The organism is Pyxidicoccus sp. M6, from assembly GCF_055568925.1.
Map to the genome: position 1 here is coordinate 9,621,722 of NZ_CM145714.1, position 26,784 is coordinate 9,648,505.

Genomic DNA, 26,784 nt, shown 5'->3' on the forward strand with positions numbered 1-26,784 from the left:
TGCCCCCCCTTCCGGTGCCAGCCCACTTCCGCCGGGCAGGGGAAGGCCCAGCTTGTCGCCACCCCTGTCCATCCGCCTTCCACGGAGATGCCCCCATGAAACGCCGCCGCTCCTGCTCGGGAATCGCGCTCGCGCGAGCCCTGTCCACGGCAACGATGCTCCTGCTGGCCGCACGAGCCCTCGCGAGCCCCCACCCGCTCCCTCTGGCTCCCGTGGAGTTGAAGCAGCCCCAGCCCTCGAGCCCCCTGGCGCCGCTGCGGGTGCCGGAGCTCCGGGGCCAGTCCTCCGAGGTGTCGGGGCGCACGCTGGAGGCGCGGCTGCTGGTGCTGTCCGCGGACGGGAGCGAGCCCGTCCTGGGCGCCATCCGTCAGGCGCTCGACTACCTCGGCACGCCCTACACACTGCACGTGGCCCGCGAGCACCCGGGCGCGCTCACACCGGCGATGCTGGCCACCGGCACCCAGGGGTACTTCCAGGGCATCGTCCTGGCCACGTCGACACTCGGCTACTTCGACGGCACGCAGTGGCGGAGCGCGCTCGCCCCGGAGGAATGGCAGGCGCTGGCGGACTACGAGAAGTCCTTCGGCGTGCGCCAGGTGACCTGGTACACGTTGCCCACGCCCGCGCTCGGCTTCCTCCCGGACGTGAGCACCCGGGAGACCACGCAGACGCCGCTCGAGGCGTCGCTGACGCAAGCGGGCGCGGCGCTCTTCCCCTATCTCAGCGGAGAGCCGCTGCGAATCCGGTGGGCCTTCAGCTACCTGGCGCGCGCCGCCACCGGCACCACGCCGCTCGTGACGGACGGACAAGGCAACGCCCTCGCCGCGGTGGCGACGCTGCCGGACGGGCGGGAGAACCTCGCACTCACCTTTGATGGCAACCCCTACCTGGTGCACTCCATCGCCCTGGCGTACGGCGTGGTGAACTGGGTGACGCGCGGCCTGTTCCTCGGCTACCGGCGCGTCTTCATCGGGGTCCAGGTGGACGACGTCTTCATCGACAACGACATCTGGAAGCGCCGCGAGGAGGACACGTTCCGCATGAGCGGAAAGGACCTCGAGTCCACCGCGCACTGGCAGAACAGCGCCCGGAGCCGGCTCGACTCACCGGACTTCCGGCTGGACCTGGCCTTCAACGGCGAGGGCACCGACCCCGAGGAGTACCCGGACGACGGCAAGCTCGTCCCCATGGGCCGCAAGCTCGTGTCCAGGTTCAAGTGGATCAGCCATACCTATTCCCACCCCTACCTGGACACGCTCGACTACGCCACGGTGGACAAGGAGCTCCAGGGGAACCTGCGCATCGCCCAGGCGTTCAAGATGAAGTCCGCCTTCAGCCGGCGGAGCCTGGTCACCCCGAACATCACCGGCCTCTACAATCCGGCGGCGATGCAGGCCGCCTGGGACTCGGGCGTGCGCTACGTGGTGTCCGACACGTCGATGCCGGGCCAGGGCATGAGCATTCCCAACGCGGCGGTGCGCAACTTCGTCCTGCCGGAGCTGCTGATGATTCCCCGCCGCCCGACGAACCTCTTCTACAACGTGTCCACACCCGAGGAGTGGATGGGCCAGTACAACGAGCTCTACCGCGGGCACTGGGGACGGGACCTGACGTACGAGGAAATCCTCGACAAGGAGAGCGACGTGCTCCTGCTCTACCTGCTCAAGGGGGAGCTGGCGCCATGGATGTTCCACCAGTCCAACCTGCGCTTCTTCAAGAAGGAGCACAGCCTGCTGACGGACCTGCTGGACCGCACCTTCGACAAGTACGAGCAGGTCTACGCGCTGCCGATGTTCAGCCCCCCCATGGACGAGCTCGGCGACCTCGCGGCGCAGCGGCTCGCCTACCGTGAGGCGCAGGTGAGCGCGCGCATCATCCCCGGCAAGGCGCTGCTCCTCTCGGCGGACAAGGACGTCGTCGTCCCCGTCACCGGCGTCGAGCTCTCCTGCTCCGAGGACTCCGAGGACGAGGTCAACGTCTTCGTCCGGCTGCGAGCGGGACAGACGGTGAGCGTGCCGCTGGATGGCTCGGACGACTCCGCCATCTGCGACCACGACTGCGACTGCGACTAGCGCCGGCCGGGGCGCGCGGGCGGCGAGATGGGGGGCCTGCTCAGTTCCCCCACCTGTCCACGGCCCTGGGGGCCTCCAGCCGCGCCCTGCGGGCCTTGAGGACGACCAGCCTGCGGGACTGCTGGAACAGCGGCTCGGGCGGCTCCGTGTCGACGTAGGCGCCCCAGAAGTAGGTCCCCGGCGCCAGCCCCTCGACCTTCACCTGCTGCGCCGTGCTCTGCCGCTCAATCACCCTGTCCTTCAGCTCCCTGTCCCTGGCCACCACCAGCCGGTATTGGGGCCTGCCGCCAGCGGATTGCCACACGAAGACGATGCCGCCGGGGGCGCCCGCGGGGAGCTCGTCCCCATCCCTCGGCGCGACGAGGAACTGCCGCACGCCCGCCTCTTCCACGTACACGCGCCGCGCGAAGCCGTACTCGCCCTGCCGCCCGGCAGCATCGCGCGAGGCCACGCGCCACGCGAACATCCCTGGCTTCTCTGGGGTGAAGGTGAACGAGGTCTCTCCCACCCGCGCGCGCACCACGAGCTGCTCGAAGCCCAGGTCCTTCGCCACCTGCACGACGTAGCCGCCGGCGCCCTCCACGTGGCCCCAGCCGAGCTGGACGCGCAGCCCCTGGGTCCAGTGGAAGCGCGCATCCACACCCGGCTCCACGCTGGTGGGGAAGTCGAGCAGCGCGTACGCGGGCGCCCCCATGCTCCGGTCGAGCTCCAGCCCATTGCCCGGCTCCAGCGTCCGCCGCCGCTTCCCCGCCGTCAGCACCAGCCTGCCCGTGGAGGCGGAGACCTCCGCGCCGTGCTCCGTCCGTGTGACACGGAACTCCGCCGACTGCCCCTTCCCCTCCGGGGCCACGCCCACGAGCGTCCCGTCCGTCGCGCGCACCGACAGCGCGGCCTGGGCCGCGTCCCCGCTGGCGGGCAAGAACCCGCGAAGCCCGCCGGACTCGACGGAGACGACGGTGCCCGCGCCCCCACCGGCGTCCCTCTCCACTGGCTGCTCCACCAGCACGACCGAGTTCTCGTCGAGCTCGATGCGGCCTCCCCCGGTGAACTCGATGCGCACGGTGGCGAGCGCCCCGGTGCGGACCCAGTCTCCGGAGCGGAAGGTGGTCCCCTCCTCCAGCGGCTCCCAGAAGGACTGGCCCCGCCGCATGACCTCCACCCTCCCCTGGAAGGAGGCGCAGGTGGCGATGATGGCCGCCAGCTCCATGGAGAGGCGCTCCGTGTCCACCGGCTCGTCCCGCGCGCGACTGCACGCCGGCAGTCCGCAGGCGAGCACCACCAGGACCCATGACCACCACCGGCCTGAGCCATCCACGCTGCTCGGGTTGCGCATACGTTCGCGTCCTCTCGCTTCAGAAGCTCTCGCGTCCGCCCCGGTCGGGGCCCAGGCCGAAGTACAGGCCAGGGGCCGCGTCGTTGACGTCCAGGCCCAGGTCCAGCGCCGAGTCCCGCGCGGCGCTCGCGTACCGCAGCCGCAGGTCCAGTGACGCCACGTCCTGGAAGAGCGGGTCGGAGGTGAGCGTGGCCGGGTCTCCGTCCACGCACCCCTTGGAGGCATTCCCGGAGACGTGGTGGAAGTCGCGTGCCGCGAAGGTCGCCAGGCCACAGTCCACCGCGGTGGTGTTGGAGGTGAAGACGTTGTTGCGCACCTCGTGGCCGCCTCCGCCCTGGAACTTCAGCCCCACGCCGTTCGAGGAGAAGGTGTTGTGGCGCGCCTGGAGGGTGCCGCACTGCTGGGAGACGCCCTGGCCGAGGCCGCTCAGCACGGTGGACTGGAGCTCCACCGCCACGCCCGCGCCGGTGCACTTGACCATCTGGATGCCCGACTCCGTCGCGCCGGCCAGCTCGGAGAAGCGCACCACCGCCGAGGCGGAGGCGCCGTCGAGCCTCACGCAGCTCTTCTCGCAGTCGACCAGCCGGGTGCGGTGGAGCGTGAGCGCGCCCTGCACGAGCACGCCGCCGCGCACCACCTCCACGTCCAGCAAGGTGAGCGCCGCGCCCGCCTCCACGGTGGCGGAGAGGATGCGCCCCTCGAACCGGAGGCCGGAGACCACCGAGGCCCCCGCCTTCTGGGTGAAGGTGTCCGTATCCAGCGTCACGCCAGAGGGGGCGATGATGTCCGCCCCGTCGGTGAGGTTGAACTTGGGAAAGCTCGGCAGGGTCATCGGCCCGCTGAAGGTGATGATTTCCCGGCTGGAGCTGGCATTGGACAGGCGCACCGCCTCCACGAGCGACAGCTTGCCGTCCGTCCCGAAGGGGCCCGCGCACGAGCTGGCCCCATCGTCCCGCTCGGACACGGTGTCCACCACACACAGGCCCGTCGCGTCGGGGAGCACGTCCACCCGGTGGAACGCGTAGCCCACGCCACCGGCCGCATCGCGCACCGCGAGCCTCGCCGTATAGGTGCCCGGCGTGGCGTACACGTGGTTGACAATCTTGGTGGGGGTCCAGGCGGTCCACGGAGGGTTGCCCGGAGCCGCGCCGGTGAAGTCCCAGCTCACCTCCAGGGCCGAGCCGGGCGTGATGTCGTCGGTGGAGTCCGAGGCGTCGAACGCGACGGACCGGCCCGCCACCACCACGGCGGGCCCGTAGCGGAAGCGCGCGAGCGGGCGCTCTTCCGTGGAGAGGGGCAGGACCTCGAAGGCGTTGGAGGTACCTCGGAGACTCCCCGCCGTGGCCGAGAGCTGGAATCCCGTGCCGGTGGCGCCACCCACGGTGACGCGCCCCGTCCAGGCGCCACCGGCGAACGCGGTCGTGGTGCTGGCGCTGGCGCAGCCAGTGGCACAGGTGACGGTGCCCGTGGGGCCCATGCCGAAAGTCACGGCGCCGGTGAAGGACGTCGCGGCATTGCCATGGATGTCCCGGGCGCGAAGCGTCACGGCGAAGGGCGCGCCCTCCCGCTGGGGCGAGGGAATGGAATTCCAGACCAGCTCCGCCGCGGGGCCCGCGGTCAGTGACTGCGTCTGGACCGCTGGGGACACGCCCGGGGTCGACGCGGTGACGTCCACGGGGCCCGCCGCTGTCCCCTGGAAGTAGAAGCCCATGCGGGATGCGCCAATCGCCAGCGCCACGGACGTGACGGGCGTGGCGCAGCCCGCGTCCGCGAAGAAGCGCAGGCTCGCGGCGGGGCTCGCGCTCAAGCCCACCGTCAGGGGCGTGGTCACCATGAGTGCGTTGCCATCGGCGTCCCGCGCCTCCAGCAGGACGGGCGCCGAGCAGGCCCCCGCCTCGAGCACCTGCGGCGGCGTGACGAAGTCGAGCCGGGCCAGCTCCCGCTGCGTCACGGTGAGTGCCTGGCTCACGGGCCGCAGTCCCCCGGCGCGCGCGGTGAGCACCAGGACACCGGAGGAGGCTCGTCGCACGTGGAAGACGATGGCGCCAGCTCCGGGGGGAAGCACCAGCCGCTCCATGGGGGCAGTGCAGGCCGCGTCGGAGTACAGCGACAGGGGCTGGGGCGCGTCCTGCTCCAGCGTGAGCTCCAGCATGGCGCCGTCCGTCACCGGCTGCCCCAGGTCGTCCACCCGGGCGAGCACCAGCGGCTCCGAGCATGCGCCCGCGCTGACGGCGCGGGGTGGGCTGTCGAAGCGCAGGGCCACCGCCTCCCTCGCGGACACGGAGAAGGGTCCGGAGCTGCCGGTCTGCCCACCGGAGCCCGTCACGGTGAGCACGTCCTCCGCCACGCTCCGGCGCACCTCCACGCGGCCGCTCCAGCGTCCCTCGATGAACGGGCCCAGCGTGTCCGGCACCGCGGTGCCCGTCCCGTCCGTCAGCCGCGCCGTCCCCCTGAACCCGGCCACGCGCTCGCCGTCCGCGTCCACCGCGAGCACGGTGACGGTGAAGGGCTCATCCGCGCGCTGGGGCCCCACGGGCTCGAAGCGGAAGCCCGCCACGGCGGCATCCGGTGGCTCCAGCGGAGAGCGCACGGAGAAGGCGTCCGGGAGCGAGCCCTCGCGGCCGGCCGGGTCCCTCACCGTCAGCGCGTACCGGCCGGGCGCGAGTCCGGCGGGCACGGTGGCCTCCAGCGTCCCCTGCGCGCCCGGGCGCACGTCGAGCAGGCGCGTGCCGTCCAGCCACGCCTGGAAGGCCGTGTCGAGGTAGCTGGCCTCGCCGCTGGAGAAGTCGGTGCGCACCAAGGGCAGCAGGCCCGCTCCGGAGATGGCGATGCGCGTGGGGACATCCGAGGTCCCGCTCTCGGGGGAGACGGCGGAGGGACGGGGGCCGGAGGATGCTGGCGGAGCGCAGGCCACCGCGCAGGCCATCAGCAGGGCGAGCGACGGAAGCAGGGTCCGGGTGACAGGGGCGGCGCTCATGGTTCGACCAGGACCTCCTGCGAGGCCCCCGCCAGGTCCGACGGCGGGAGCGCGGTGGCGGCAAGACTCCACGGACCGGGCGCGGACGCGCGCACGTGGAAGGAGCGCGAAGGCGTCTGGGGCGACAGGACGAGGGGCCCGGCCTGTACCGTGCACCCCGGGTCGGAGTGGAAGGTGAGGCCCGAGGCAGGGGGCGCGGAGAGCTCCACCTGGATGGAGCCTCCGGGAGGCGTGGCGTTGCCGAAGCTGTCCAGCGCCTCCAGCGTCAGCGCCTCCGCGGAGCAGGCGCCGACGCGTACAGCGCGCGCGGGCGAGGTGAAGCGCAGTGACGCCGCGGGCCCGGGCCGCACGGCGTGGACCTGTCGCGCACCGGGCAGCGCGGCAGGCCGTGCGTACAGCACCAGTCCTCCCGCGCGCGTGGCGATGAAGTACAGCGGGGCGCGGCCGGCGGGGAGCGCCAGCCCCGTCTCGGGCAGCGCGGTGGTGCACGCGGCATCGGTGAACAGCCGGAGCCCCTCCGAAGGGTCGGCGCTCACCGGCACCTCCAGCGGGGTGTCCACTTCAGCGGGGGCCCCGAGCACATCGCGCGCCTCCACCTCCACCGGGCCCGCGCACGTCCCCGCCTCGACGTCCAGCGCATTCCCCACCCAGGCCACCTGGACCGCGGGGCCCCTGCGGACCTCGAAGGGCTCCGACTCCGAGGCATGTCCGAGGGAATCCTCGGCGCGCAACACGTTGCCGCCGAGCGGCGTCCCCACCGTCACCCACGCGAGCGCGCGTCCCAGGACGAAGGGCCCGGCCTGCGTGGGGCTGACGCTCCCCGTGTTGTCATCCAGCCGCACCGTGCCCGTGAAGCCCTCCACCGTCCGCCCTTGCGAATCCACGGCGGTGAGCGTCACGGGGAACGGCACCCCCACGTGCTGGAGGGACGACAGCGAGAAGCGGAAGGCCGCCACGCTCGCGGCCGAGGCCACGACGCGGTAGGCCCCTCCCAGCCGGGCCTCGCCTCCGGACGGGGACACCACGACGACGTCATACGTGCCGGGCTCCAGGCCCGCGGGGACGCGCGCGGACAGCCGCGCGGTGGAGACGTAGCGCACCTCCCCCAGCGCCATCGCCTCGCCCGCGGCCGCCGGAACGAGATGCACCCGGAAGCCGGCGTCGAGCCGCCCTTCCCCACGGGCGAAGTCCGTCTCCACCACCGGGAGGAAGCCGCGCCCGGTGACCTCCACATCCACCTCCGCCTCCCGGCCGCCCTGGGACGGGCTCACCGCCAGCACCACGGGCGGTTGCGCGCCGCCACCGATGCCACACGCGGACAGGAGCGCGAACATCGCGAGCAGGAGGTGTGCGTGCGGGAACGGGCCCATCAGCGTCATCCCAGCCGCCGGCCAACCGCGAGGGAACGGGCCCATCAGCGCCACCCCAGCCGGTAGCCAGCCGCGAAGCCCGGGCCGCCCGCGTCCAGGCGGAAGCCCTCGGTGCTCACCCTCGCGTGCGAGTACGACAGCTCGGCGAAGGCCTGCCCCGGCCCCAGCGAGAGGCCTCCCATCACGAAGCCGAGCCCGCCCAGGCCCAGCCGCCCCTCCTCGGTGCCGGTGAGCGACGTGCGAAAGCGCGCCCAGGTGGCCTGGCCTCCGGCGCCCAGCGTCACGCTCACCCGGCGCGCGGCGTACACCTCCCAGCCCAGCCGCAGGCTCACGGGGAAGTAGAGGGCCTCCGACTCGGAGCGCAGCGTCCCCGCTTCGTCCGTCACCGGCCGCCGGACGCGAGCCACGGAGGCCGTCAGCCCCGCGCCCAGCCACGTGCCACCGAGCCGCAGCGGCACCCAGGCATCCAGGCCCACGCGCGGCCCGACCCGAGAGCCGGGGCCGAGGACGACATCGGCGCGCACGCCCGCCAGCAGCCGGGGTGGGGCCGCGCGCAGCGCCACGGGGACGCGCCGCGAGAAGCCTCCGGACGCATCCCGCACCTCCAGCTCCACGGGCCCGTCCGGAAGCTCCCCGGGCGCCACGTACGTGGCCTCGTAGCCGCCGCCAGCGAGTGCCGTGGCCGCGCTCACCGAGCCATGGCTCGCGGCGAGCACGAGCCGCGCCCCCTCCAGCGGCAGCCCGGCCGCATCGCGCACGTCCAGCGACAGGTGGACCGGGGTGGTGCCGTCGGCGGGAACGAGGGCCGGGGTGAGGCTCGCGCGCAGCTCGGAGGGAACGGCCGCGGGCTGGAGCTGGTAGTCCACCTCCGCGCGCGCCCGTCCCTCCCGTCCCAGGGCGGTGGCCTCGAAGCGCACCACGCCCCCCGGCGGGTACAGGGCGGGCGCAGCGAAGGGCACGCGGTACTGCCCGCCACCCGCATCGGTGAGTCCCTCCAGGAGCCGCCCGTTGGCGCGCACCTCCACCGCCTGCCCGGCAAGCCCCAGGCCCGCCGCGTCGAACACGCGCACGGTGAGCTCGGCGCGCGACGTGCCATCGGCGGGTAGCGGCCGCTTCGGCGTGTCCAGCCGCACGGTGGCGGGCGGGGGCAGCCCGAGCTTCAGGCTCGCGGTGGCGCTCGACGCCGCGTCTCCGTCCACACTCACCCGGAACCGCGCCTCGGTGGACAGGGTGCCCGCCGGGGGCTGGTAGCGGAAGGTGAAGCGCCCGCCGTTGGCCGACAGCAGCGTGGCGGTGCCCGGCTCCGCCACCAGCTTCAGGGCGCCGGGGGACACGGGCCTTCCGCCCGCGTCGTAGAGCACCTCCACCCGGGCCCAGGCGAGCCCATCCGCCAGCAACGTCTGGGGCACCACGGCCGCGGTCAGCCGGTTGTACGGCGGCACGCGGATGGGCAGGGCCCTGGTGGCGGTGGCGCCATTGCGCTGCCAGGCGAGTAGCTCCACCTCGCGCAGGTCCGGCGGGATGTGGGCGGTAATGGTGGCGCGCCCGTTGCGCCCGGCCTTCACCGGGCCGAACTCCTCCAGGCCCACGCGCACGCGCGCCTCGGTGCCGGGACGCACCCGCACGTCCAGTCGGGTAGCCCCGTACAGGGGGATGCGCAGGAAGTCGACGGGAGCCTCGCGGCCCGTCTCGTGCCATACGGCCACCAGCGCCACCTGGGGGAAGAGCGTGGGCGGCGGCACGTACACCGTGCGGTAGACGCCGGGGGCCTGGCGTGTCACCGGGCCGAACGAGCCCACGTTGACGGCCAGCCGGAGTGGAGCCAGGGCCGCGCCGGCGGGCTCCTCCACGCGCAGGGTGACACCCACGGACTGCGCCTTCCCGAGCACCACCGGCCCCTGGTCCAGCGACAGCGACGCTCCGCGTGCGGCCCCCGCGCCCAGCAGCAGCAGCAGCAACAACCTTCTGGCCTGTCTCATGGAGCCTCCCGGGTGGAGCGGCGCCCGCCGCCGCGGACTTCCTGTTCCAGGGCCTGGATGTGCTTGCGCAGGGGCTCGCGGCTCGCGTCCGCCTCCAGCGCCGCGCGGAAGTGGGCCGCCGCCTCCGTCACGTCACCGCGGCGCTCGGCCCCCTCGCCCAGCCGTGTGAAGGTGTCGGCGAGCACCTCCAGCCGCGCCTGCACACGGGCATCTTCCGGCCGCAGCTCCCGGGCCGCCAGGAGCTGCGCCAGGGCGGTGTCCTGACCGGGGCCCGCCAGCTTCGCCGCCGCGACGAGCTGGTCCGCGCGCGCCAGGCGCGCGTCCAGGAGCACCTGCTGCTGCCGCCGCTGCCACAGGTGCGCGCCTCCCGCCAGGAGCACGGTGAGCAGCGCCAGCGCCGCCCAGCGCAGGGCCCGGCGGTGGCGGGCGACCACCAGCCGCACCGCGCGGGGCATCAGGTCCAGCACCGCGGAGGTGAAGCGGCGATAAGCGCGTGAGGCGTCCTCCCCGTCCCGGCTCCGGGCAATGGCGATGAGCGCCTCCGTCTCGCGCTGCGCGTCGTCCAGCTCCTCGCCGAACAGCTCCCGCATCGTCTTCACCAGGTCGAAGGGGGGCAGGCTGTCTCGCACCTGCTCCAGGGCCACGCGCAACGCATGGGCGCTCGGCGCGCGGCGCGACCTGTCGGGCTCGGTGGCCCACTGCACCAGCCGGTCCAGCTCCGCGGGGATGCGGGGGTTGGTGGCCGACGGCCGCAACTTCTGCCGGCGCGAGACGGCGAAGTCATTCGGCTCGGTGACCCCCTCGAAAGCGCGCTCCAGCGTGAGCAACTCATGGAGCACCAGCCCCATGCCGTAGATGTCCCAGCCCGGCTCCGGCTTGCCGCCCGCCGCCTGCTCCAGGGACATGTACGCGCGCTTGCCCACCTGCAGCTCGTCGTTGCCGGCGGCGATGCTCGCGGACGCCACGCCCATGTCCAGGAGCTTCACCGCACCGTGCAGGCTGATGAGCAGGTTGCCCGGGCTCACGTCCCGATGGACCAGGTGCAGGGGCCGGCCGTCCAGGTCCCGCTTCTCGTGCAGGTACTCCAGCGCCTTGCCCAGCTCGATGCTGATGGCCACCGCCAGGGCGACGGGCGGCGGCCTGCCGCGCTCGCGCAACCGCTGGATGAGCTCCGCGCCGTTGCGGCCATGCACGAACTCCATGGCCATGAAGGACCGCCCCGCCGCGGAGCCCACGTCGAACACCTGGATGAGGTTGGGGTGCTGCAACGTCGCGCTGAGGCGTGCCTCGGTGAGGAACAGGGCGGACAGACGAGGGTGGCTGGCGTACTCCTGGAAGACGAGTTTGAGCGCCACCAGCTTGTCCACGCCATCCCCCATCAACCGCCGGGCGAGAAGGACCTCGGCCATGCCACCCGCTCCCAGGCGCTTGAGGAGCTGGTAGGGACCGAAGATGTCGAAGGGCCGCAGTCCGCCCTGCCATGCCAGCGGGTCGACCGCCTTCAGCAGCTCCTCGCCGGAGTAGTCCGTCAGTCCGGAGGCGTCCTTGTCGACGGAGCGGGGGCGGATACCCACCGGAGTGGCTCCCTCGGCGGGATGTGGGGACCTCTCGTTGCGCGTGTCCGGCACCTGGGGCGACACGAGCCGGAGCGATGGGACGGAGGTGTCGGCCAGCTTGAGGTGCTCCCGCCGGAACTGGAGCTGCGACCCGCTCATGTGGAAGGTGGTCGGGGCGCTGCTCGAGGAATACTCATCATCATCCGGAGGCGGCGGGGGGATGCACTCCGGCTGCGGTCCCCCGCGCTCCGTGAGGGGCTCCGTGAACACGCGAGGGATGAAACCAGGACGGCGGGGGGATGGCCGCGACTGCGCGGGAGTCGGCCTTCGAGGATTGAGCGGCAGCTCAAGGCTGCCGGGGTCCAGCTCCACGTACTTCACGAAGTAGCCGCGCGAGCGCCCCGTCACGCCGTGCTCCACCACCTGCACGCGCCCGGAGACCACGGGCCTGCCGCTCTGGAAGGTGAGCTGGAGCGAGAACTCAGTACCGATGGGCTCCAGTTTGTCGGAAGGCACGAACAGGCCGTGTACCTTCATGCTCCTGGAGAGCCGAGCCCGGGACTCCGGCGCGTCCACGCACGGCAGCTTGAACACCCGACGCTGAGCCTTCAGCGGTTTCACATCGAGCCCCCGTGTGGTGGTGGGCATGTGCCCACGCGGTGCTTCCCGCTCCTTCCTCGATACCAGCGCCCCGAGCCGCTCAGTGCATGGGAGCCAGCGTCACGCGGATGGGCTCCGGGTCCTCCGCCACGGTCACCTCGGCCCGCCATGTCACGTACCCGGGGTGCCGGATGCTGACCTGGTGGATTCCCGCGGGCAGTGGGAGCATCCCCCCTGCATCGCGCAGGCTGCCCGCGGTGCCCACCGCCTGGCCATTCACCATCACCTGCGCCTCGGCGGGCTGGACGTCGAAGCGCAGCCCGGTCCGCGCGGCGCGAGGTGGAGGCTTCGGCCGCGGCGACGCCACCTCCGACGCCACCGCCTCCTCACGCAGCACCGCCTCGCTCGGCGCCTGCGGCCCTGGCGCGGTGGCGCAGGCCAGGCCCCCCGCGGTCACAACCAACACAACCCAGAAACACCTTGTCATCATGACAAGCAATGGAGCCCTAATAACTGCCATGCCGTCAAGATATGGCGTTACTGTTTTCCTCGGGTGTCTCGCGGAGGACCGCCTGCATGCCCCCGAGAGCGGTGTCCGGGGGGCCCCTGTCAGAGTGGGGCCGACTCTCAGGAGCATTCCACCCCTGCGACACGAGCCCACCGACTCCGGGACGAGGTCGAATGACTCGTCACGTTCAAAAACATCCATCTCAACGTCTGACAATGGATTTGGACCACCAATACCAACAAGACACACTCATGAGTCATTGGCGGTGCGAGTGGGGCTGGCGGTTCCTGGGTGTGGCCAGCGGTCCTCCGGTGGGAGCCGGGGCATGCTCACGGCGGCCATGGCCAGGAAGGCCCCCGTACAGCGCGCGGTCGAAGCGGCGACCCGTCGCATGAACGCGCGAAGGCGACGTCCGAGGCACCGCGCTCGCGTCCGTCTCAGCCGTCCTTCAGCAGTTCGTGGAGCACCTCGGTGGCGTACGCGCCACGAGGCAGCTCGAAGGTGAGCCACACGTCGTCACCCTCGGGAGTCAGCTCCGGCGAGCCCAGCCGGACGCGGTACGGCCTGCGCCCGCCCTCCGTCTCACCGCCGCCGCGCTTGAAGTCCTCGAGCGTGACGCCCTCCGCGACGAGCAGCCGCCCTTCCGCCTCGGCCACCTCTCCCGCGGCCGCCGTCATCTTCGGCCCGAAGAGCGGCCCGGCCGGGCTCACCTCGAAGGCGGCCACGCGCGGCCCATCCACCTCGGGCGCCTCGCAGACGAAGAGGCCGCCCGTCTCCTCCTTGCGCAGCACGTCCCCGCGCAGCGCGGTGTCCAGCGTGCCCGCGCGCAGCCGCTCCACCAGCGCCCGGTTGAACAGGCGCGACTGGAAGGCGGAAAGGAACAGCTTGCGCTGGAAGCGGTCCGGCCGCTTCGGCAGGCGCTGCCCCAGCACCAGCAGCTTCCCCAGGTCCGCGTTGTCCCCCGCGCGGCCGAAGCGCTGCTCGCCGAAGTAGTTGGGCACGCCCCGCGCCACCAACCGCGAGAACGTCTCGCGCGCGGCGCCCACGTCCTTCACGTCGCGCAGCCGCAGCCGGAAGCGGTTGCCGCGCAGGTGCCCGGTACGGAGCTTGTTGCCGTGGCGCTTCGTCCACAGCACGCGCACGCCCTCCAGCGCGAAGCCCTCCAGCTTCGCCTCCGCGCGAGCGGGCACGGAGAGGAGCTGCCGGGTGACGGCCTGCCGGTCCTTCATCCCCGCCACGCCCACGTCGTCCTCGGACACGCCCAGCGCCTGCGCCAGCGCCTTCACCACCTCGCGCGTGTCCCGGCCACGCTTCTCCAGCCAGAGGTAGAGGTGCTCGCCCTCGCCCGAAGGCAGGTACGCCGGCACCTCCTCCACCTCGAAGTCCTCGGGCACCAGCTTGAACGCGCCGCCACACCCGGGCACGTCCGCCGTCAGCCGCGGCAGCTCGGAATCCGTCACGACGCCTCGAGCGTGGCCAGCAGTTCCTTCACGCGCCGGGCGAGGTCCTCGTCCGCGCGCGATTCCAGCAGCTCGCCGGCCTGGAAGAGCAGGAAGAACATCACGTCGCTGAGCGCCTGCTTGAAGGACGCCAGCGGCTCGCTGCCCAGCTGCGCGCGGTGCTTCTCGAAGGCTTCGATCAGCTTCGGCTCCGGAAGGCTGCCATCCGCCAGGAAGGCCAGGCCCTCCAGCACGGGCGACGACGACAGCGCCTGTCCGGAGAGCGCGGCGTTGGCGGCGGCGATGAACTCGCGGTCCATGCCCTGCTTCGCCACCTCGTCGCGAATCTCGCGGAAGATGAAGTTGAAGACGCGCGCCACCGGCCGCGGGTCCACGGCGGGCACCACGCGCTGCGCGACGGGAGCAACCGGCGTCGCGGCCACGGGCGGCTTCACCTGCGGCACCGGCGTGGGCGTCGCCGGGCCCGCCGCGGGCGCCGCGAGCGGCTTGTCCGTCACCGACGCGAAGCCACCCTCCAGCAGCCGGAAGACCACCTTGGTGATGTCGAACTCGGAAAGCCGCGCCGCGTGGCCCAGCTCCAGAATCGTGCGCCGGCCGTCGAGCATGGCCAGCACCTTGTCCTCGTCCTCCTCCAGCTTCCCGTCCGAGGGGCGCTTGCGCGCCACGTACAGCCGCCCGTGGGGGATGCGCTTGCGGAAGTGCGCCAGCTCGTCAATCTTGCGGATGCTGTCCATCAGCAGACTCTGCGTGGACAGCTGGATGATGTGGCCCGTCTTCTCGTCCACCGGCTGGTCCACGAGGAAGAAGCTCCCCTCGCGGCACAGGACGATGGCGTGGAAGATTTCGCTCACCTGGTGGGTGACGCACTTGAAGAGGTCATGCGCCTGCAGGAGTCCCTTCTCCACCAGCGCGCGGCCTATCTTGGACGGCGGGTGCTCGCGCAGCGCGGCCTCCACCTGGGGGCGCTCCACGTAGCCCAGCCGCACCAGCACCTCGCCCAGCCGGTCCGCCGGGTCGTCCGAGGACGCACCGCGCACCTCACCCTCGCGGAAGGTGACGGAGCGCTCGCCGCCGGGCGAGCTGACGCGGATGACGCCGCTCCAGCGCGACTGGCTGAGGAACGCGATGAGGTCCGACAGCGGGAAGCCGCCCGCGTCTCCGGACAGCACCACGCGCGGCACGGGGATGGAGCCCCCCTGCGCGGGCGTGCGCGAGAAGACGAGCAGGTCGGGCGACGTCGGTATCAGCGCGTACGAGCCCGTGCGCCCCGTCAGTGGAGAGGGGGCCTGCCGGTCCTCGGGGGCGAGCTGACCCGACCCCTCGATGCGGAAGCGAGACGTCATGCCCGGCGTCAGTCAGCCGCCCAGGCATTGTTGTTCGCGCGCCACTCCAGCTCGTCCTCGAGGCTGTGGGAGAGCAGCTCGTCCTGGATGAAGCCCAGTTCGATGGCGCGCCCGTTGAAGTACACGGACGGAGTGCCGGTGAGGCCCGCCGCGCGGCCCTGGTTGCGCGAAGCCTCCAGCTCCTGCTTGTACGCGTCCGTCTTGAGCTGCGCCGCCAGCTTGTCGCCGTCCAGGCCGATGCTCTTCGCCAGCGCGGGCAGCGCCTCCGGCTTGAGGTTCTCCTGGTGCTCGAAGAGGGCGTCGTGCATCTGCCAGAACTTGCCCTGATCACGCGCCCACAGCGCCGCCTGCGCCGCCGGCACCGAGTTGGCGTGGTTGGACAGCGGGAAGGGCAGATAGCAGAAGCGCACCTGCTCCGCGTTCTTCTTCGCGAAGGCCTCCAGCACCGGGCGGGCCTTGCCGCAGTAGGGGCACTCGAAGTCGGAGAACTCCACCACCGTCACCGGCGCGCTGGCGTTGCCGGTGCACATCCGGTCATCCACCTTGAACTGCGCCCGCGCGTCGCGGAAGCCGGCGTAGTACTGCGACAGCGAGACGATGACCTCGGTGGCGGGGTTGCCCTCGGCCACCATGCGCGCGGCCAGCCGGGCCATCCGCCTGGCGTGCTTGCAGGGCGTGTGCTGCTTCAGGCAGGCGCCCAGCGTGTGGGGGCAGCCGCAGTAGCAGAACTCGTCGCTCATGACGGTGGCCAGCTCGCGCTTCGCCGCCGGGGACAGCGAGGAGAAGTCCATGCCCGGGATGCCGCTGAGAACGGCGCTGGGGTCGGACGGCGGCGCCGTCTCGGCGGGAGCCGCGGGCGGCGGGGTGGCCTGCGCGGCCGGTGCCGCCGGAGCCGCGGCGGGGGCCTGGGACGCGGCGGGAGTGGCGCCCTCGGGGCTCTTGCAGCCGGTCCCCGTCAGGACGGTGGCGGCCAGCAGGGGAATGACACGCTTCCAGCAGGAAAGGAGCACGCGGCGGGTCTTAGCCATGCGCGCGGGGCTTGTAAAGGAAGGCCAGCCTTGGCAGGGAAGCCCCCTTGCCCATATGCCCAGAGTCCTGCTGCTGCACACCGGAGGCACGCTCGGAATGGCCGGAGGCCGGCCGTCCGCCCTGCGTCCCGCGGCCTTCTTCAAGACGCTCAAGTCCCGCGCCCCGGAGCTCTTCCGCCTCGCGGACATCGAGCTGGAGCTGTTCAGCAACCTCGACAGCTCGGAGATGCAGCCGGAGCTGTGGAGCCGCATGGCCGCCCACCTCCACCGCCGTCTCCCCCACTTCGACGGGGCCGTGGTGACCCATGGCACGGACACGCTGGCCTACACGGCGAGCGCCCTGTCCTTCATGCTGCGCAACCCGCCCTGTCCGGTCGTGCTGACGGGCTCGCAGCGGCCGCTGGGCGAACTCCGCTCGGACGCCCGGCTCAACCTCATCGACGCGGTGCTGTCCGCGCTCCAGGGGCCGCGCGAGGTGACCATCTGCTTCGACTCGCACCTGTACCGGGGCAACCGCACGCGCAAGGTGAAGGTGGCCGAGTACGATGCCTTCGACAGCCCCAACTGCCCCGTGCTGGGCACGCTCGGCGTGGACGCGACGTTCGAACCGGGCCTCAAGCCGCGCGGCGCCTTCCGCCTCTTCGAGAAGCTCGACTCGCGCGTCTTCCTCCTGAAGGTGTTCCCGGGGCTGGACCCGTCCCTTCCGTTGCAGCTCCTACCGCACGTGAGCGGGCTGGTGCTGGAGGCCTACGGGGCGGGCAACTTCCCCATCGCCCCGGAGCTGGGCCGCTCGCTGAGGCCCCTCTTCACCCAGGCCCGGGAGCGGGGCGTGCCAGTGGTGGTGGTGAGCCAGGCGTACCGCAACGGCGTGGACCTCTCCCTCTACGAGTCCGGTGCCGAGGCGCTGGCGGCGGGGGCCATCGGCGGCTCGGACATGACGCCCTCGGCGGCGCTGGTGAAGCTGATGCAGGGGCTGGCCTACCACCCGCATTCGCCCGAGGCCCTGGCGCGCTTCATCCGGACGCCAGTAGCGGGCGAGCTGACCGTCGGACGGCCGACAGTCCCCCCACCCGCGCCGCAGCGCCGCCGTCCCGCGCGCCGGGTACGGGCGGAGTGACGGCGGGTGGTGGAGAAGAAGGCAGCATGCTTGCCGTCCCGAAAAGGCGGCCCGTAAGATGGGTGACGCGATGTCCGAGGAGAAAACTTCCGTCCATTCCATTTCGGACCTGCTGGGCAGCGCCCAGCAGCAGAGCGCGTATCTGATCGTCATCAGCGCCAAGTCCGCGGCGGGCATCGGACGGATGTTCAAGCTGGACCGCTCGGAAGTCGTGCTGGGCCGCAGCTCGGAGGCCCAGTTCCAGGTGGAGGATGACGGCATCTCCCGCAAGCACGCCAAGGTGGTGGCGCTGGGGGACGGCCGCTTCCAGCTCGTGGACCTGGCGAGCACCAACGGCACGTACCTCAACGGCCTGAAGGTGAACGCGGCGCCGCTCTACGACGGCGACAAGATCCAGATCGGCTCCAACACCGTCCTGAAGTTCTCCATCCAGGACGCGCTGGAGGAGCAGTACCAGCGCAGCATCTACGAGTCCGCCACGCGCGACGGCCTCACCCGCGTCTACAACAAGAAGTACTTCCTGGAGACGGTGCGCAAGGAGTTCAGCTACTGCCTGCGCCACCGGGTGCCGCTGTCGCTCGTGCTGTTCGACGTGGACCACTTCAAGAAGATCAACGACGCGTACGGGCACCCCGCGGGCGACTACGTGCTGACGCGCATCGCCCAGCGCGTGAGCGACACGGTGCGCACCGAGGATCTGCTCGCGCGCTACGGCGGCGAGGAGTTCGCGCTGATGCTGCGCGAGTCCGCCGAGGACCAGGCGCTGGCGTGCGCGGAGCGCTGCCGCTACGCGGTGGACAAGGCGGACTTCGTCTTCGGCGGCACGCCCATCAAGGTCACCATCAGCCTGGGCGTGGCCACGCTGCTGGACTCGGACTTCGCCCAGCCCGAGGACCTCATCGCCGCGGCGGACAAGTACCTGTATCGCGCCAAGCGAGCGGGCCGGAATCGCGTGGACGCGAAGGCCGTCAGCGGCATCTGAGCCACTCCCGGACGTCCGCGCGGCCTAGAGCCCGAAACCCAATCGTTTGAGCCCCTCGCGGGACACGTGCTGCACGTGGGTGTCCGTGTCGCGCGCCGCCGCGTCGGACAGCGCGGCGGCGGCATGGGGCCCGCCAATCCGTCCCAGGGCCTGCGCCGCCGCCACGCGCACGGAGGCCACCGGATCCTCCCGGAGACACACGGCCAGCCCCTTCACGTGCGCCGCCCGGCCGATGCTCTCCAGCGCCTTCGCCGCGGCCTCGCGCACCACCGGATGCTCCGAGCCGAGCAGCCCCGCCGCGTCGTCCCCTCGCGTGGACTGCCGCTGGCTGCCCACCACCTCCAGCGCCGCGGCCACCACCTCCGGCGCTGTATCCCCCAGCGCGCGAGACGTGGCATCCGCCACCTCCGGGCGGCGCGCCGGCAGCACGCCCAGCACGCGCACGGCCCCGGCCCGCACCATCACCTGCGCGTCGCGCAGGAAGGGCGCCACCGTGGCGAAGCGCTCGCGCGAGCCCTCGTCGCATTCCGCGAGCTGCGTCAGCGCTTCACCCCTCAGCTCCGCGGGCAGCTTCGCGTCCCGGGCCACGCCGAGGAAGAAGGCCGCGCAGCCCTTCTCGCGCACCATGGCTTCCAGCCACGGCCGAGCCACCGTGGCATCCTTCGATTGCAGCCGGAGCTCGGCGGCCCGGCGCAAGTCCAACCCCTCCACATCCGCCAGCCCGCGCGCCGCGGCCTCGCGCACCCACCGGTCCACGTCCTCCAGCGCGCGCTCGTACTCCTTCCGGGCCAGCGGGCCATAGACGCGCAGCGACTGCACCGCCCTGCGGCGTTGGAGCGGATCCGCCCCCGTCAGGTCCCGCTGCAGCACGTCCAACTCCTGCGAGTACACGGCGAAGAGCCGGTTCACCCGCGCCTCGTCCGCCGGCCGGGCCTCGTCCAGCAGCAGCCGCCCCACCGAGGTGCGCCTGCGCTCCGCCACCACTTTCAGCGCGCCGGCCGGAATCCCATCCCCCGCCTCCGGCCGCGAGGCGAGCGCGTCCAGCACCACCCGCGCCGGCCGCTTTCCCAGGAAGCCCGAGAGGTGGGCCAGCGCCGTGCCCCGCACCGTCGCATCCTCCGCGTACAGCTCCAATTCCAGCGCCTTGCGGATGGCCTCCCGCCGGGCCCACACCCGGGCCGCGGCCTCCAGTCCCTTCGCGCCCGCGTCCTTCAGGAAGTCCGCGGACGAGCGGCCCGCCTCCACGGCGGCACGCGCGGCGGTGAGGCACGCGTCCACGTCCTCCGAAGGGGGCGTCGCCGCAATCCACTCCGCCAGCAGGCGGCGCTCGGGGATGCCGCGGAGCCGGGCATCCGCGCCCACCGCGGCCCACCGCACCCGCCAGTCCGCGTCCTTGCGCGCCGAGACGAAGGCTTCACGACTCGACGGCTGCATGCCCTCCAGGGCCCCCACCCAGGCCTCCGCGCGGCCGCCGGGGAGGCAGGCCCTGCACGCCCTCGTGCGCTGAGCGGGGTCTGTGACGTGCCTCTGGCAGGACATCCAACAGTCCTTCGTCCCGGTGCCGGCGCTCTGGCCGGTCGCCAGGAGCACCACCAGGAGGAGGGCAGGGCTCACGATGCGGTCACTCTAGTGCATCGGCACCCTTGTTTCCCTCCAGCACCCTTGCGTTTTCCCCTGCAGTGGGCCATACCCGCTGCCCCTCTGGGTTGACACCCACATCGACGCACGGAAGGAGGTGACAGTATGCCCGGTATCCGAGTTAAGGAAGGAGAGTCCATTGAAAGCGCCCTCAAGCGCTTCAAGAAGGCCACTGAGAAGGCCGGAATCCTTTCCGAGATCCGCAAGCGCGAGCACTACGAGAAGCCTTCCGTGAAGCGGAAGAAGAAGGCCCTCGCCGCCAAGAAGCGCGCGGTGAAGAAGGCCCGCAAGTCGTTCTGAGCGAGGCCCGTGCGTGGAGCCGGGGCCCGTCAGGTGCCCTGGCTCCCGCCGTCTTGTCCCCGAATCACAAGCCCAGCGGAGTCGCGACATGGCCACCCTGAAGGAGCGGATCGACGCGGACCTCAAGGACGCGATGCGGTCCAAGAACGAGCTCACCCTCAGCGTCCTGCGGATGCTCAAGAGCGCGGTGAAGTACAAGGAAGTCGAGCCCGGCGCCTCCGCCCTCGACGACGCGGGCGTCCAGTCCGTCATCACCGGCCTCATCAAGCAGCGCCGTGACTCCATCGACCAGTTCAAGTCGGGCGGCCGCCCGGAGCTGGCGGAGAAGGAGGAGGCCGAGATTTCCGTCCTCCAGAACTACCTCCCCAAGCAGCTCACCCCGGACGAGCTGACCGCCGCCGTCAAGGCTGCCATCGCCGAGGTGGGGGCCAAGGGCGCCAAGGACATGGGCGCGGTCATGAAGAACCTCAACCCCAAGCTCCAGGGCAAGGCCGAGGGCCGCGCTATCTCCGAGGCCGTGAAGGCCGAGCTGGCCAAGCTGTCCTGAGCTGCCTCCGTCCTGTCTGAAGCACCTGCCGGCGCTGTCGGGAAACCGGCGGCGCCGCTGCATTTGGGGGCAGGCGACCGGGCGGAAACTTGCCCCCCTGCCCCCCCGTCATTAAGTGCCAGGGCCGGCCCCTGCCGCTCCCGCCCGCCCGGCGGAGCGCACCGGGCCCTAGGAGTCCTGTCCGTGCCCCACCCGCCTTCACGCTTCTTCCGCTCCCCTCCGGCGCCAGCCGTGGGCAGGATCCGCCAGGTCGCCTGGCCGGCGGAGGACGTCAGGCCCCGCTGCGATGATGTCAGGCGTGCGCCCACCTCTGTGGGGGCCAGGGGGTCGGAGCCGTGATTCCGGAGCACAAAATCCAGGAAGTCCTCGAGCGGGTGGACCTCGTGGGACTCATCGGCCGGCACGTGGAATTGAAGAAGGCCGGGCGGGAGTGGAAGGCCTGCTGCCCGTTCCACCAGGAGAAGACGCCCTCCTTCTACGTCGTGCCGGAGAAGCGCTTCTATTTCTGCCATGGCTGCCGCGCGAGCGGCGACGCGGTGTCCTTCATCCAGCGCTACCTCGGGAAGACCTTCGTGGACGCGGTGAAGGACCTCGCCCGCGACGTGGGCGTCGACGTGGAGGCCGAGGAGGACCCGAGCTTCCGCGAGCGGCAGCACATCAAGGAGGCCACCGACTTCGCCGCCGAGCACTTCCGCACCCTGCTGTGGCAGCAGGACGAGGGCCGCGCCGCGCGCGCCTACGTCGCCAGCCGCGGCGTCTCCGAAGAGACGGCCATGGCCTTCGGGCTGGGCTGGGCGCCCAACTCGTGGAGCCTCCTCGCGGACCGGTTCCAGAAGAACGGCATGCTCGAGTGGGGGCAGCACGCGGGCCTCGTCACGCCGCGCTCCAGCGGGGAGGGCTACATCGACTTCTTCCGGAGCCGGCTCGTCATCCCCATCCGCTCGCCCGAGGGGCGTGCCATCGCGTTTGGCGGCCGGCTCGTGGGCTCGGACGACGGGCCGAAGTACCTCAACTCGCGCGAGTCGCGCATCTACAACAAGAGCGACACGCTCTTCGGGATGAACCAGGCGCGCGACGAGGTGCACAAGCGCAAGGCCGCCATCCTGGTCGAGGGCTACTTCGACTGCATCGGCCTGTACCAGGTGGGCGTGCGCCACTCGGTGGCGCTCTGCTCCACCAACCTCACGCCCGGCCACCTGCAGGTGCTCAAGCGCGCCGAGGCCAAACGCCTCTTCCTCCTGCTCGACGGAGACAAGGCCGGCCTCGCCGCGGTCGAGCGACTTGCCGGTCCCCTGCTCGCCGCGGGAGCGGACGCGCGGGTGGCGCTGCTGCCACAAGGGGATGACCCGGACACCTTCGCGCGTCGTGAAGGGTTGGAAGGTGTGGAGCGTCTGCTCGAAAGCGCGCAGCCGCTCACCTCCCACCTGTTCTCCACCGTCCTTCCGGACGGCACCCGCTCCCCCTTCGAGGAGAAGATGGCGGCCCTCGACAGGCTCAAGCCGATGGTCGCCCAGGTCCCCCAGGGGCTGGTGCGCAAGGACCTCTTCGAGGCCCTCGCCTCGCACTTCGGCTGGACGGCCGCCATCGTCGAGGAGTCGCTCCGGAACCTGCGCCCCAAGCCCACCACCGTGGGCCCGCAGCAGCACGCCACGCCCGCGCAGCAGCCGCCCCGCCCCGCGGAGAAGCCGCCTCCCAAGCTGGAGACGCTCTACGTCGCCGCCGTCCTCCGGGACGCCCGCCTGCTCGCCCGGGACACCTTCCGCGTGTGTGATGAGCTGTCCCACACGGGGCTGCGGATGGCGCTTGCCCATGCCACGTCCGGGCATGGCACCGAGGACGCGCTCTACGAGGCATCAGACGCCGTGAAGCGAGCCATCGAGGAGGCGTGGCGCCAGCTCCCCGAGACGGGCATGACGCTGGAGCATGACTTCTCGAACATCTGCAGGGAAATCATGGTGCGGCGCATTGACGAGCGTCTCATTTATATAAGACGCGCGACGGAGCAGACGGCGGGGGCGTTTGACCTGACAGAGGAGACGCGCCAGCTCCTTTCGGAGCGCGTGGAACTGTTGGCCCTCAAGAAGCGTGTCCTGGAGGAGCTCCGGCCGAGCTCTTCGGGAACAAAGGCGCCCATGCAACCGGTTTGAGTTCGCGTTTGTAAGAAACCCTGACTTTGCGGTAGATCGGCCGGCTCGCCCCTGGCCCTCAAGCCCCTGAATTTCTTAAGGAGAAGTACCCGAATGCCGACGCAGAAGCCCTCGAAGGCGTCCGTGAAGCCCACCAAGAAGAAGGTGGATCCGGTGATCCGTAAGAAGAAGGCTCCGGAGAGCTCCGCGACCTCGTCGGCCAAGGGGACGAAGGCGGGTGCCGAGGAGAAGGAGGCCGTCGTCGCCAAGGACGCGTCCGCCGAGGCCACCGAGAAGCTCAAGAAGAAGAAGGGCGTCACCTCCGCCATGTCCGACGACGTGGACCCGGAGGAGGCCGCGGAAGAGGCCGCCGCCGCCGTCCAGGTGGACCCGGACGCCGTCGAGGACGACGTCGAGGAGGATCCGGTCGCCGAGCGCAAGGAGGTCAAGGACCTGCTCGCCGCGGGCCGTGAGAAGGGCTTCCTCACGTACGACGAGGTCAACGACGCGCTCCCCGCCGACATCGTGTCGTCTGATCAGATCGACGACGTGATGAGCATGTTCGGCGACAACGACATCGAGATTGTCGACGCGCAGAAGGCCGCCCAGAACAACGAGATCAAGCCCACCGTCACCGTCGAGGAGGAGAAGGAAGACGCCGACGAGGACGAGAAGGACGAGGACGACGAGCCGGGTGGCAAGTCGAACGACCCGGTGCGCCTGTACCTGCGCAAGATGGGCAGCGTCAGCCTGCTCACGCGCGAGGGCGAGGTCGAAATCGCCAAGCGCATCGAAGAGGGCGAGAAGGAAGTCCTGCGCGCGCTGCTCGCCTGCAAGGTGGCCGTGGAGGAGATCCTCGACATCGGCAACAAGCTGAAGACGGCCAAGCTGCGCGTGCGCGACGTCATCAAGGACGCGCCCGAGGAGGCCCAGGCCGAGGGCGGCGACGAGGCTCCCGAGGAGGCCGGCGAGGGAGACGCGCCGGCGCAGCTCGCGCAGTCCGAGCTGAACAAGATCGAGCAGATCTGCAAGCAGATCGAGCGCTTCCGCAAGTTCGCCAAGGACTGCGAGGTGCTGGAGGAGGAGCTCGCCTCCAAGAAGAAGCTGACCGAGGTTCGCAAGAAGGAACTGAAGCAGGAGATGAAGGACCTCCGGACCAAGATGATGGAGGTCCTGGAGGAGATGCGGCTCAACAAGAAGCAGGTGGACCGCATCGTCCTGAACCTCAAGTCCCTCATCGAGCGCGTGGACAAGGCCGAGGACGAGCTCCGTGACTTGGAGCGCCGCTACGGCATCTCCATGAAGGAGCTGCGCCCGCAGCTCAAGGAGTCGCGCGAGAACCCGAACATCGGCAAGAAGCTGCAGAAGCAGCTCAACCTCACGCCCGAGCAGCTCGAGGTCCTGGACCGCGACGTGCGCACGGCGGTGCGGAAGATCAAGAAGGTCGAGGAGGAGGCCAACCTCCCCGTCGAGTCGCTGCGCCGCAACTACGACGCCATCCGCCTGGGTGAGCGCCGCGCCGAGCGCGCCAAGAGCGAGCTGGTGGAGGCCAACCTCCGCCTCGTGGTCTCCATCGCGAAGAAGTACACGAACCGCGGCCTGCAGTTCCTGGACCTCATCCAGGAGGGCAACATCGGCCTGATGAAGGCGGTGGACAAGTTCGAGTACAAGCGCGGCTACAAGTTCTCCACGTACGCCACGTGGTGGATCCGCCAGGCCATTACCCGCGCCATCGCCGATCAGGCCCGCACCATCCGCATCCCGGTGCATATGATCGAGACCATCAACAAGCTCATCCGCACCAGCCGCTACCTCGTGCAGGAGATTGGCCGCGAGCCGACGCCTGAGGAGATTGCGGAGAAGATGGAGCTGCCGCTCGACAAGGTCCGCAAGGTCCTCAAGATTGCGAAGGAGCCCATCTCCCTCGAGACGCCGATTGGCGAGGAAGAGGACAGCCACCTGGGCGACTTCATCGAGGACAAGAGCCTCGTGTCGCCGGCGGACGCGGTCATCAACATGAACCTGGCGGAGCAGACCCGCAAGGTGCTGGCCACGCTGACGCCGCGTGAGGAGAAGGTCCTCCGCATGCGCTTCGGCATCGGCGAGAAGAGCGACCACACGCTGGAAGAGGTGGGCCAGGACTTCGAGGTGACGCGCGAGCGCATCCGCCAGATTGAAGCCAAGGCGCTGCGCAAGCTGCGCCACCCGAGCCGCTCCAAGCGCCTGCGCTCCTTCGTGGAGAGCTGAGCTCGCGCTGACAGCCGTGGCTTGAGCACACAGGCCCCCGCTCCATTCGTGGACCGGGGGCCTTCGTGTTTCTAGAGTCCCGTGCGCCATGGCCACGCGCGCGAAGACAGTGAAGCCCGAGGCGAAGTCGAAGTCCGCGGCGAAGCCGGAGCCGCGTCCCCTCTTCTCGGAGATGGTGTTCCGGGCGGTGCGCGCGATTCCGCGCGGGCAGGTGCGCTCGTACGCGCAGGTGGCGCTCTACGCGGGGCGGCCCGGGGCGGCGCGCGGCGTGGGGCACGAGCTCACGGGACTGCCTCCGGCGCGGCAGCGCGATGTGCCCTGGTGGCGGGTCATCCGCTCGGACGGAACGCTGGCCCCCATGGTGGCGCACGAGCAGGCGAAGCGCCTGCGCGCGGAAGGCATCGAGGTGCAGCAGCGCGGCGAAGTATTTCGCGTGAAGGTGAACGAAGACGCGCGCGGGTGACGCGTGCTCAACCGGGGCCGCTCCCCTGCGTCTCATAGGAGCGGCCCGTGCGGGGCGTCCCCCTTGCCAGCGGCGCGCGCGGAGGGTTATTCACCCGCTCGCGGTGGCTGTTGTGTTTGGGGGCCCTTAGCTCAGCGGTTAGAGCTGTCGGCTCATAACCGATTGGTCCCCGGTTCGAATCCGGGAGGGCCCACTCCCCTACTCCGCTCAGTGCCTCGGGAATCTCTCCGGAGGCGTCCGTGCGTTGAGCCGCCTCCGCCGAGTTCCGCACCACCGGCGCACCATGCGGGCCGCCCACGGCCATCGAGAGCACCACTGCAAGGGGCTCCTCGGTTGGCCGGAAGCGGAGCTGCTGCAGGCCCGCGCGCATGTCCTCGACGTCAATGTGGCCGTAGACGCCAGCCGTAACGGTGGGCGACGAGTGCCCGAAGATGCGCTGCACCACCGCCAGCGGCACCCGCGCCTTGAACAGCAGCGTTGCCGTGGTGTGGCGCAGGTCGAGGAAGCGGGTGACGCTCATGCAGCAGGTGCGTCCTGGAGGTGTCAGCCATGCGCTCGAGACTCAAGGCCCTCGTCGGCTCCGTCCTCTTCCTCGCCGTGGCGCCGGGGGTTGTTGCCGGGCTGGTGCCCTGGTGGATGACGGGATGGGAGGTGCGCCGCCCACTGCCGTATGGGCTTGCCGTGCAGCTCGTCGGCGCGCTGCTGGTGGCAGGCGGCGCCCTCGTCCTGCTCGAGGCCTTCGCTCGCTTCGTGCTTGAGGGAGTGGGGACGCCCGCGCCGGTAGCGCCCACGGAGCACCTCGTCGTCGGTGGGTCCTACCGCTACGTCCGCAACCCCATGTACCTCGCGGTCGCGGCCCTCATCCTCGGACAGGCGCTCCTCCTCGGCCACCCCGGCTTGCTGCTGTACCTGGGAGCCTTCCTGGTCGCCGTCGTCACCTTCGTCCGGGTCTACGAGGAGCCGACGCTGCGCCGCAGGTACGGAGCGCAATACGAGCGCTACCGGCAGGCCGTCCCTGCCTGGTGGCCCCGGCTGCGCCCCTGGCGTCCTCCCGAAGCGCCGCCCACACCCCGGAAGCCCAAGGGGTGAAGTCGGCCGGCGTTCGCGGGCCCGACGGAGCAACACCTCGCGCGGGCGG

At 71.2% G+C, this 26,784-nt stretch carries 19 protein-coding genes, 1 tRNA gene and 1 pseudogene; 10 read left to right on the top strand and 11 right to left on the bottom strand.

Annotated elements, in window-relative coordinates; translation table 11 throughout:
• Positions 1–95 precede the first annotated feature (95 nt).
• Positions 96–2,072 carry an Agd3-related carbohydrate deacetylase gene (locus tag ACVTJA_RS37755; protein ID WP_465827477.1) on the top strand — a complete coding sequence of 659 codons (1,977 nt, stop codon included), beginning with the start codon at positions 96–98 and terminating at the stop codon, positions 2,070–2,072.
• A 40-nt stretch (positions 2,073–2,112) separates the two neighbouring features.
• On the opposite strand, the gene ACVTJA_RS37760 is transcribed toward ACVTJA_RS37755, so the two are convergent.
• The 9 genes from ACVTJA_RS37760 to ACVTJA_RS37800 all read right to left on the bottom strand — a co-directional run bounded on the left by ACVTJA_RS37760 (position 2,113) and on the right by ACVTJA_RS37800 (position 16,208).
• Positions 2,113–3,405 (bottom strand): FecR family protein, encoded by a 1,293-nt coding sequence (locus ACVTJA_RS37760; RefSeq protein ID WP_465827479.1) that lies wholly within the window; start codon positions 3,403–3,405, stop codon positions 2,113–2,115.
• A gap of 19 nt (positions 3,406–3,424) precedes the next feature.
• Positions 3,425–6,382 carry a PKD domain-containing protein gene (locus ACVTJA_RS37765; protein ID WP_465827481.1) on the bottom strand — a complete coding sequence of 986 codons (2,958 nt, stop codon included), beginning with the start codon at positions 6,380–6,382 and terminating at the stop codon, positions 3,425–3,427.
• Positions 6,379–7,752 carry a hypothetical protein gene (locus ACVTJA_RS37770; protein ID WP_465827484.1) on the bottom strand — a complete coding sequence of 458 codons (1,374 nt, stop codon included), beginning with the start codon at positions 7,750–7,752 and terminating at the stop codon, positions 6,379–6,381. The genes ACVTJA_RS37765 and ACVTJA_RS37770 overlap by 4 nt, the downstream gene beginning before the upstream one ends.
• 44 nt (positions 7,753–7,796) lie before the next feature.
• The gene (locus ACVTJA_RS37775; RefSeq protein WP_465827486.1) at positions 7,797–9,731 is read right to left on the bottom strand and encodes an Ig-like domain-containing protein; all 1,935 of its coding nucleotides are present in this window, start codon (positions 9,729–9,731) and stop codon (positions 7,797–7,799) included.
• Positions 9,728–11,935, bottom strand: a complete 2,208-nt coding sequence (locus ACVTJA_RS37780; RefSeq protein ID WP_465827488.1) for a protein kinase domain-containing protein — start codon at positions 11,933–11,935, stop codon at positions 9,728–9,730. The genes ACVTJA_RS37775 and ACVTJA_RS37780 overlap by 4 nt, the downstream gene beginning before the upstream one ends.
• A 52-nt stretch (positions 11,936–11,987) precedes the next feature.
• Positions 11,988–12,353 (bottom strand): PEGA domain-containing protein, encoded by a 366-nt coding sequence (locus tag ACVTJA_RS37785; protein ID WP_465827490.1) that lies wholly within the window; start codon positions 12,351–12,353, stop codon positions 11,988–11,990.
• A 479-nt stretch (positions 12,354–12,832) separates the two neighbouring features.
• Positions 12,833–13,855 (bottom strand): tRNA pseudouridine(13) synthase TruD, encoded by a 1,023-nt coding sequence (gene truD / locus ACVTJA_RS37790; RefSeq protein WP_465827492.1) that lies wholly within the window; start codon positions 13,853–13,855, stop codon positions 12,833–12,835.
• On the bottom strand, positions 13,852–15,198 hold the full coding sequence (locus ACVTJA_RS37795; protein WP_465827495.1) for a DUF4388 domain-containing protein: 1,347 nt from the start codon (positions 15,196–15,198) through the stop codon (positions 13,852–13,854). The genes truD and ACVTJA_RS37795 overlap by 4 nt, the downstream gene beginning before the upstream one ends.
• Positions 15,199–15,206: 8 nt before the next feature.
• On the bottom strand, positions 15,207–16,208 hold the full coding sequence (locus ACVTJA_RS37800) for a DsbA family protein (RefSeq protein WP_465840622.1): 1,002 nt from the start codon (positions 16,206–16,208) through the stop codon (positions 15,207–15,209).
• A 73-nt stretch (positions 16,209–16,281) separates the two neighbouring features.
• On the opposite strand from ACVTJA_RS37800, the gene ACVTJA_RS37805 reads away from it, so the two are divergent.
• Together ACVTJA_RS37805 and ACVTJA_RS37810 are read left to right on the top strand one after the other, a co-directional pair.
• Positions 16,282–17,343, top strand: a complete 1,062-nt coding sequence (locus ACVTJA_RS37805) for an asparaginase (protein ID WP_465827496.1) — start codon at positions 16,282–16,284, stop codon at positions 17,341–17,343.
• A gap of 70 nt (positions 17,344–17,413) precedes the next feature.
• On the top strand, positions 17,414–18,325 hold the full coding sequence (locus tag ACVTJA_RS37810) for a GGDEF domain-containing protein (protein ID WP_206725931.1): 912 nt from the start codon (positions 17,414–17,416) through the stop codon (positions 18,323–18,325).
• A gap of 24 nt (positions 18,326–18,349) precedes the next feature.
• Here ACVTJA_RS37810 and ACVTJA_RS37815 read toward each other — a convergent pair whose 3' ends face one another.
• Positions 18,350–19,939: a HEAT repeat domain-containing protein gene (locus tag ACVTJA_RS37815; protein ID WP_465827498.1), complete on the bottom strand. Its 1,590-nt coding sequence runs from the start codon at positions 19,937–19,939 to the stop codon at positions 18,350–18,352.
• Between the two features lie 129 nt (positions 19,940–20,068).
• On the opposite strand from ACVTJA_RS37815, the gene rpsU reads away from it, so the two are divergent.
• From rpsU to ACVTJA_RS37845, 6 genes are all read left to right on the top strand, one after another.
• Positions 20,069–20,263 carry a 30S ribosomal protein S21 gene (gene rpsU / locus ACVTJA_RS37820; RefSeq protein ID WP_002614080.1) on the top strand — a complete coding sequence of 65 codons (195 nt, stop codon included), beginning with the start codon at positions 20,069–20,071 and terminating at the stop codon, positions 20,261–20,263.
• 88 nt (positions 20,264–20,351) lie between these two features.
• Positions 20,352–20,810, top strand: a complete 459-nt coding sequence (locus ACVTJA_RS37825) for a GatB/YqeY domain-containing protein (RefSeq protein ID WP_465827503.1) — start codon at positions 20,352–20,354, stop codon at positions 20,808–20,810.
• A 335-nt stretch (positions 20,811–21,145) separates the two neighbouring features.
• Complete coding sequence (gene dnaG / locus ACVTJA_RS37830) at positions 21,146–22,957, top strand: DNA primase (protein ID WP_465827505.1); 1,812 nt, start codon at positions 21,146–21,148, stop codon at positions 22,955–22,957.
• Between the two features lie 93 nt (positions 22,958–23,050).
• Positions 23,051–25,183: an RNA polymerase sigma factor RpoD gene (gene rpoD / locus ACVTJA_RS37835; RefSeq protein ID WP_465827506.1), complete on the top strand. Its 2,133-nt coding sequence runs from the start codon at positions 23,051–23,053 to the stop codon at positions 25,181–25,183.
• Between the two features lie 88 nt (positions 25,184–25,271).
• Positions 25,272–25,646 carry an MGMT family protein gene (locus ACVTJA_RS37840; protein ID WP_465827507.1) on the top strand — a complete coding sequence of 125 codons (375 nt, stop codon included), beginning with the start codon at positions 25,272–25,274 and terminating at the stop codon, positions 25,644–25,646.
• Between the two features lie 120 nt (positions 25,647–25,766).
• Positions 25,767–25,839 (top strand) — tRNA-Ile (locus tag ACVTJA_RS37845).
• A 246-nt stretch (positions 25,840–26,085) separates the two neighbouring features.
• Here the strand turns inward: ACVTJA_RS37845 and ACVTJA_RS37850 are convergent.
• Positions 26,086–26,166: pseudogene (locus tag ACVTJA_RS37850) on the bottom strand (hypothetical protein); the annotation flags it as partial.
• Positions 26,167–26,195: 29 nt separating this feature from the next.
• On the opposite strand from ACVTJA_RS37850, the gene ACVTJA_RS37855 reads away from it, so the two are divergent.
• Positions 26,196–26,735, top strand: coding sequence for a methyltransferase family protein (locus ACVTJA_RS37855; protein WP_465827511.1), 540 nt, complete (start codon positions 26,196–26,198; stop codon positions 26,733–26,735).
• Positions 26,736–26,784 lie beyond the last annotated feature (49 nt).

Bases quoted from the DNA above. Each gene is read 5' to 3' on its own strand.
- ACVTJA_RS37840 (WP_465827507.1), top strand. From the start codon at position 25,272: ATGGCCACGCGCGCGAAGACAGTGAAGCCCGAGGCGAAGTCGAAGTCC.
- ACVTJA_RS37805 (WP_465827496.1), top strand. From the start codon at position 16,282: ATGCCCAGAGTCCTGCTGCTGCACACCGGAGGCACGCTCGGAATGGCC.
- ACVTJA_RS37855 (WP_465827511.1), top strand. From the start codon at position 26,196: ATGCGCTCGAGACTCAAGGCCCTCGTCGGCTCCGTCCTCTTCCTCGCC.
- ACVTJA_RS37795 (WP_465827495.1), bottom strand. From the start codon at position 15,198: ATGACGTCTCGCTTCCGCATCGAGGGGTCGGGTCAGCTCGCCCCCGAG.
- rpsU (WP_002614080.1), top strand. From the start codon at position 20,069: ATGCCCGGTATCCGAGTTAAGGAAGGAGAGTCCATTGAAAGCGCCCTC.
- ACVTJA_RS37810 (WP_206725931.1), top strand. From the start codon at position 17,414: ATGTCCGAGGAGAAAACTTCCGTCCATTCCATTTCGGACCTGCTGGGC.
- ACVTJA_RS37765 (WP_465827481.1), bottom strand. From the start codon at position 6,382: ATGAGCGCCGCCCCTGTCACCCGGACCCTGCTTCCGTCGCTCGCCCTG.
- ACVTJA_RS37760 (WP_465827479.1), bottom strand. From the start codon at position 3,405: ATGCGCAACCCGAGCAGCGTGGATGGCTCAGGCCGGTGGTGGTCATGG.
- rpoD (WP_465827506.1), top strand. From the start codon at position 23,051: ATGCCGACGCAGAAGCCCTCGAAGGCGTCCGTGAAGCCCACCAAGAAG.
- ACVTJA_RS37780 (WP_465827488.1), bottom strand. From the start codon at position 11,935: ATGCCCACCACCACACGGGGGCTCGATGTGAAACCGCTGAAGGCTCAG.
- ACVTJA_RS37770 (WP_465827484.1), bottom strand. From the start codon at position 7,752: ATGGGCCCGTTCCCGCACGCACACCTCCTGCTCGCGATGTTCGCGCTC.
- ACVTJA_RS37775 (WP_465827486.1), bottom strand. From the start codon at position 9,731: ATGAGACAGGCCAGAAGGTTGTTGCTGCTGCTGCTGCTGGGCGCGGGG.
- ACVTJA_RS37755 (WP_465827477.1), top strand. From the start codon at position 96: ATGAAACGCCGCCGCTCCTGCTCGGGAATCGCGCTCGCGCGAGCCCTG.
- ACVTJA_RS37825 (WP_465827503.1), top strand. From the start codon at position 20,352: ATGGCCACCCTGAAGGAGCGGATCGACGCGGACCTCAAGGACGCGATG.